At 50.3% G+C, this 5,239-nt stretch carries 8 protein-coding genes and 1 pseudogene; 6 read left to right on the forward strand and 3 right to left on the reverse strand.

Translation table 11 applies throughout. From position 1 onward, the window contains the following. Positions 1–92: 92 nt before the first annotated feature. Positions 93–646 (reverse strand): annotated as a pseudogene (locus BLP80_RS14200) (transposase); the annotation flags it as partial. Here BLP80_RS14200 and BLP80_RS15795 point away from each other — a divergent pair. From BLP80_RS15795 to BLP80_RS14215, 4 genes are all read left to right on the forward strand, one after another. Then, positions 637–774 (forward strand): hypothetical protein, encoded by a 138-nt coding sequence (locus tag BLP80_RS15795; protein WP_176754388.1) that lies wholly within the window; start codon positions 637–639, stop codon positions 772–774. The pseudogene BLP80_RS14200 and the gene BLP80_RS15795 sit on opposite strands and share 10 nt — an antisense overlap. Before the next feature lie 272 nt (positions 775–1,046). Next, positions 1,047–1,385, forward strand: a complete 339-nt coding sequence (locus BLP80_RS14205) for a Rieske (2Fe-2S) protein (protein ID WP_090544330.1) — start codon at positions 1,047–1,049, stop codon at positions 1,383–1,385. 504 nt (positions 1,386–1,889) lie between these two features. After that, positions 1,890–2,141: a hypothetical protein gene (locus tag BLP80_RS14210; RefSeq protein WP_218120468.1), complete on the forward strand. Its 252-nt coding sequence runs from the start codon at positions 1,890–1,892 to the stop codon at positions 2,139–2,141. 200 nt (positions 2,142–2,341) lie between these two features. Continuing rightward, positions 2,342–2,695, forward strand: a complete 354-nt coding sequence (locus BLP80_RS14215) for a DUF488 domain-containing protein (RefSeq protein ID WP_090544332.1) — start codon at positions 2,342–2,344, stop codon at positions 2,693–2,695. On the opposite strand, the gene BLP80_RS16745 is transcribed toward BLP80_RS14215, so the two are convergent. Together BLP80_RS16745 and BLP80_RS14225 are read right to left on the reverse strand one after the other, a co-directional pair. Beyond that, the gene (locus BLP80_RS16745) at positions 2,598–3,059 is read right to left on the reverse strand and encodes a transposase (protein WP_090544334.1); all 462 of its coding nucleotides are present in this window, start codon (positions 3,057–3,059) and stop codon (positions 2,598–2,600) included. The two genes, BLP80_RS14215 and BLP80_RS16745, sit on opposite strands and share 98 nt — an antisense overlap. Then, complete coding sequence (locus BLP80_RS14225; protein ID WP_090544336.1) at positions 3,046–3,240, reverse strand: hypothetical protein; 195 nt, start codon at positions 3,238–3,240, stop codon at positions 3,046–3,048. The genes BLP80_RS16745 and BLP80_RS14225 overlap by 14 nt, the downstream gene beginning before the upstream one ends. Positions 3,241–3,415: 175 nt before the next feature. On the opposite strand from BLP80_RS14225, the gene BLP80_RS14230 reads away from it, so the two are divergent. Both BLP80_RS14230 and BLP80_RS14235 read left to right on the forward strand, forming a co-directional pair. Then, the gene (locus tag BLP80_RS14230) at positions 3,416–4,720 is read left to right on the forward strand and encodes a M18 family aminopeptidase (protein ID WP_090544338.1); all 1,305 of its coding nucleotides are present in this window, start codon (positions 3,416–3,418) and stop codon (positions 4,718–4,720) included. Positions 4,721–4,874: 154 nt separating this feature from the next. Next, positions 4,875–5,239 (forward strand): transposase (locus BLP80_RS14235; RefSeq protein WP_143002245.1); only part of this gene is annotated, 365 nt, incomplete at its 3' end.

Raw genomic sequence — 5,239 nt, forward strand, 5'->3', positions numbered from 1 at the left:
TATGCCTTTATAAAAAGTCCGGATGTATGGCAGCAATCTTTACTTTCTCAAAATCATTAACTGAAAGCTTGGCAAAAAGTGGGCGTCCATGTATGCCCATAGTAATGATTGTAAAAGGCAAGCTCCTGCTGACCGTGCACTGCATCATCGGTATGATCCATATCCAGCGTGATGCTGCTCGGCGCCTCACTGTAAGTGGCGACAAACTGTTCGATCAATGCTCTGGCTGTCCGATAGAGGTCACTGCGGCGCAGCGATCCCTCCAGGCGGGAGTGCGTTGCGCCACTGTCAATGGATTACCGGCATCCAGCGGTGCGCGTCCTGCCGCCAGCTTAAACAGCGGGTCGGCGCGCAAAGTATCGGCATCGTTGCCGTCTTCATAACCTGAGGCAATTTGAAAGACGCGCTGTTTCAGCAAATCCCGCAGGGGGTGAGTGATATAGCGCGCATCACGTGAGTCGGATATCGCCGCAGTCAGGCGATCAATCAGGCCGATACGATGATCGACTGCATCCAATACCACTGCACCAAAATCAGAGGAGAGCTCCCCTCCAGCAAAGTCGGCGCGAACTGTGAAGCCGGGAATGGAATTAAAGCAGAGTTGTTCTGGGACAGAATTGGCAGCGGGGCGAGCAATTGCAGGCATTTTTTACGAACCAGTTTCTTGATAATTCAGCCTGGCAACAGCGGCGTAATGCCGAGCGCCGATCGATCGAGTGGACGTTCACTCGACAGGATGCGGATCGAAAAATGCAGCAGCATTATGTTTCGTAATTAATATGTTTTGATACTAGTGCCCTATTATGAATTATTGCCCCTACGTGTTTACACGTATTTATTTACTCTCTATTTTTCGATATTTTTAAGAATGAGGGAAGAGAGATTTATTAGGGCACCGGTGACGTTGCCGATTAATTTTCCTGAAACAATCGAGATTGATCCCTTGGATTCATGCTTCACATATATTTATTTCTGGCAGGAAGGTGTTAATTTTTCCTATACGCGTCGAAGACAAGACAATCTTTTGCGAAAGACCGGAGGTAGTGATGCCAAAGACAACATTGAAAATAGCAGAATTTCGCGAGGGTCAGCCCAAGCGGGTAGAGATAGCAGGAAAAGGTGTTCTGGCCGCCATGGTGGGCGGGAATTTCTATGCGATTGGGGATAAGTGTACCCACATGGGGTGTTCTCTTTGCAATGGCACCTTAGAGGGCACGATAGTGACCTGCGCCTGCCACGGTTCAAAGTTTGACATCACAGACGGCAAGGTGGTGGCCTGGGTAGGTGGGCACCCGATTATAGGCGCGATCACCTCTTTCATGAAAAAGAATGAGCCCGTGTATCAGGTCACGGTGGAAGGGGATGAAATAACGGTCAGCGATTGAGTCCTCAGAGGCTGTGAAAAACACCACCTGGGCACTGGTTGCAACTGGCCGGTAGCGGATAACATAAGCGGAACGAACGATTCATCTTTTTTATTCCTGCTATGACAACTCCATCCATCCCTGATTTGTTTCCTGAAGACCTCAACATGCCCGTAACCCGGGTTTTTTAGCTAAACCGCTAGCTGTGGGCGTGGCGCGAGTATTGATGCCGAATCGGTCGCACGTGGAATCACGGCCGAGCGATCTGGAATCACTATTACCGGAAGGACGCCGCGCCAGGATTGGATGGGCGTATGTAGAGCGGGCCGACTTGAGCCGAACTTATGCTGGGATACTCAGTTTAATATGTCACCGGATAACATATACGCGGAATCCCCCGCTGTTCGTTAAGGAAATTAAGGTCGTGCGTGGCAGCGGCATCTAACAATTCGCTGCAGGCCGGCCGCCCTGCCGGGCGTCGGCCTGAGCTCAAACGTTAGCAACTGAACGAGATTGTAGCGACCTATGAAAACAATTATGACCTACTGGAATTCCTTGGATCCGATCAACTCGGAGATGTGGGAAGAAGTTGATGGTTCGCATGGGAATTTGAAGCAAGTCACGTTGGCCATAGACCATGAAAGCGGTGATTACACCAGATTAACGTGGTTTAAAGACGGCTATTATACGGGTGTCTTTGGCGGCAAAGCGCACGCCTGCCCGGAAGAAATATTTGTGATTTTGGACCGGTTGTACGATGAAGCGTTTGATATGTGATTAGAGGCCGGTTATTATGCTTCTAGTCGATTGGAGAGGCACATGGTACATTTAAGACAGAGGGAGGCGTGATTGTTTATGAGAATTCATTACCCTTGCAGTCCATAGCTGTGAATGATTGCTAGCAATGTGCTGCATCCGACCGCTTCGCTACGCTCCATGCGGTGCTGAGTACAACCGTTGTACGCTTGAGTCAAACTATGAATATTTCAATAAAGCGAGTATATGAAGAACCAGAACCAGGAGATGGGTTGAGGATGCTGGTTGATCGGCTTTGGCCGAGAGGGCTGTCAAAGGAAGATGCGAAGATTGATGTTTGGTTAAAATCAGTAGCCCCATCAAATGATCTTCGCAAATGGTACCAGCACGATGTTCAAAAGTGGCCAGAGTTCAAGAAAAGGTATTTTTCTGAGCTTGATGCTGAAAAGGAAGCTTTAAGTGAGCTATTTGAGTACATCAAAAAAGGCAAAGTAACATTCCTATATTCGGCAAAAGAGCAGCTACATAATAATGCTGTTGCCCTAAAAGAATATATAGACATGGTTTTATCGTAGTTGGATAGCGCGCAACAGACCAGAGGACAGACCACAGTTTTTGGCTATGTGAGAAACAGATTGCTAGATTCTTTTCCTCCCAGAGTTGCTCAAAGAGCGGCTGGGGGATGTAGCCCCGGTCACCAAAGAGTCTCCCAAATAAGGAACGTGCCAGCTCTGGCACCGGGTTACGATCATCGGCATTACCTGCCGTTATTTTCACGCTCATTAATTCCCCCTGGTCATTAATGACTAAGTGCAGCTTGAATCCATAAAACCAATCCACGCGGGTCTTTTCCCTGGCAGCAAACGCTGCCATCACTTTATGTGACCAGATGCGGCGATTGTGACATACACTGATCTTGGTCGAATCAATCAAGCTCATCCCACTGCCGCGCCCAAAGCGGCTGATCAGAAAACAGCTCAAGAGCGCCAGCGTTACCTTGCAACAGCTCAACAAAGCGATTGTAACTCACCAACCCTGGAAAATAAGGTCGCTCATTCCTCAATACCTGATTCAGGCAATAGTCCTTAGTCCGGTAGCCCGACAGATGAAACCTCACCACGACTCAAACTCCTGGCAAAAATCGTCAATCGCACAAAAAATCGCTATAGTATCCATCGGAATCTGACTCCTCTAGCGATAAAGCTCTTTGAAGTGGCACCCAAAATCGTTTCATCATAAGAAATCCCGATTCCTTTTACAGCTTTTCTTACGTCGAACTCACGTTAATATAAATCATGACAGCTAAACAGCACGTGCAACATTTACTGGACTTCATCGACAAGAGCCCAAGCCCATGGCATGCGGTTGCCTCGATCGAAACCACAATCAAGGCATTTCAGTTTGTCCGACTCGACGAAACGGCCAAATGGCCATTGCAAGCAGGTGGGCGCTATTACGTGATGCGCGACGATTCATCGATCGTGCTGTTCGCGCTGGGACACAAAACACCTGCCGAATCGGGCTTCAAGATTGTCGGCGCGCATACCGATTCACCGGGGTTGCGGATCAGGCCAAACGCCGCGACCACGAGCGATGGCATCGCGCGGCTCGGCGTCGAGATTTACGGCGGACCGATCCTTGCGACCTTTACTGACCGCGACCTGAGTCTGGCCGGGCGGGTCAGCTATGTCGATGAGCGGGAACGCCTCGCGCACAAACTGGTTCGCTTCGATCGGCCACTGCTGCGTTTGCCGAATCTGGCGATTCACATGAACCGGGGCGTCAATGAAGACGGCTTGAAACTGCATAAACAGAACGAATTACCGCTGCTGCTCGCGCAATTGACCAACAACCAACTGCCGCAGCCTTATTTTCTGACACTGCTGGAACAGGCGGCAGGCATCGACGCCTCGCGAGCACTGTCCTGGGATCTGGCGGTTTACGACACCCAAAAAGGTGCATTCTGGGGCGCGAATCAGGAATTTTACGCCAACAGTCAGATCGATAACCTGGCCTCCTGTCACGCCGGGCTGCAAGCCTTGCTAGACGATGCTGTTCTAGACCACACTGACAGCACGCTGGTCTGCGCGTTTTTCGATCATGAAGAAATCGGCAGCGAAAGCCATATCGGCGCTGCCGGCAGTTTTTTAACCGATGTATTGCAGCGGATCAGCATCGCGACCTCATCAGAGCGTGAAGACACGGCGCGCGCGCTGGCTCAGAGCTTTCTGATCAGCGTGGACATGGCGCACGCCTATCACCCCAACTTCCCCTCGGCGTATGACACGGATCATAAAGTCTTCGTGAACCAAGGTCCGGTAATCAAATCCAATGCCAACCGCCGCTACAGCTCCGAAAGCCTCTCCACCGCGCGCTTCATTCATTGGTGCGAAGAAGCCGGGGTTCCCTATCAACGCTACTCGCATCGCTCAGATCTGCCCTGCGGCAGCACGATCGGGCCGATCGTCTCGGCGAAGCTTGGCATACGCAGTGTCGATATCGGCTGCCCGATGTGGGCGATGCACAGCATCAGGGAAAGCGCCGGCGTGCGGGACCATGAGTATATGATTAAGGTGCTGAAGCGGTCTTTTATCGATTAAGCGCCGCAATTTTCTCTATTACCCGCTACCCCTGGGAATATTTGACCCAGATTTCCATTAGGGTCTGTTGACGTTTTGAGGTAAGTATTTCATAAATCGAAGTAAACTCGTAATATTGAGAGATTTTTACACCCCCCCACAAAACGAGTTTACGATGCCCCGACTGATGCTCACCGATGAATTCTGGCCGAAGCTGGAGAAGATTCTGCTTCAAGAAGCGATTTATAACAAGCGCAATCTGCGCATGACGGTGGAGGGTGTGCTATACCGAATGCGGGTTGGTTGTCCGTGGCGGGACTTACCCGAGATTTTTGGATGCTGGAATTCCATCTATAAGAGATTCAATGCTTGGTCATCCACTAACAAGTGGAGCAGAGTTTTCAAGGCGCTGATTATTGATCCGGATTGGGAATGGGAATGGGAATGGGAATGGGAATGGGAATGGGAATTTATTGATGGCAGCTACGTTAAAGCGCATCAGCATAGTGCGGGAGCTGCCGGCAAGAAGCCGCAGGCCAT

This window comes from Nitrosomonas sp. Nm132 (assembly GCF_900100485.1).
GTDB lineage: Bacteria > Pseudomonadota > Gammaproteobacteria > Burkholderiales > Nitrosomonadaceae > Nitrosomonas.

Bases quoted from the DNA above. Each gene is read 5' to 3' on its own strand.
- BLP80_RS14205 (WP_090544330.1), top strand. From the start codon at position 1,047: ATGCCAAAGACAACATTGAAAATAGCAGAATTTCGCGAGGGTCAGCCC.
- BLP80_RS14210 (WP_218120468.1), top strand. From the start codon at position 1,890: ATGAAAACAATTATGACCTACTGGAATTCCTTGGATCCGATCAACTCG.
- BLP80_RS14215 (WP_090544332.1), top strand. From the start codon at position 2,342: ATGAATATTTCAATAAAGCGAGTATATGAAGAACCAGAACCAGGAGAT.
- BLP80_RS16745 (WP_090544334.1), bottom strand. From the start codon at position 3,059: ATGAGCTTGATTGATTCGACCAAGATCAGTGTATGTCACAATCGCCGC.
- BLP80_RS14230 (WP_090544338.1), top strand. From the start codon at position 3,416: ATGACAGCTAAACAGCACGTGCAACATTTACTGGACTTCATCGACAAG.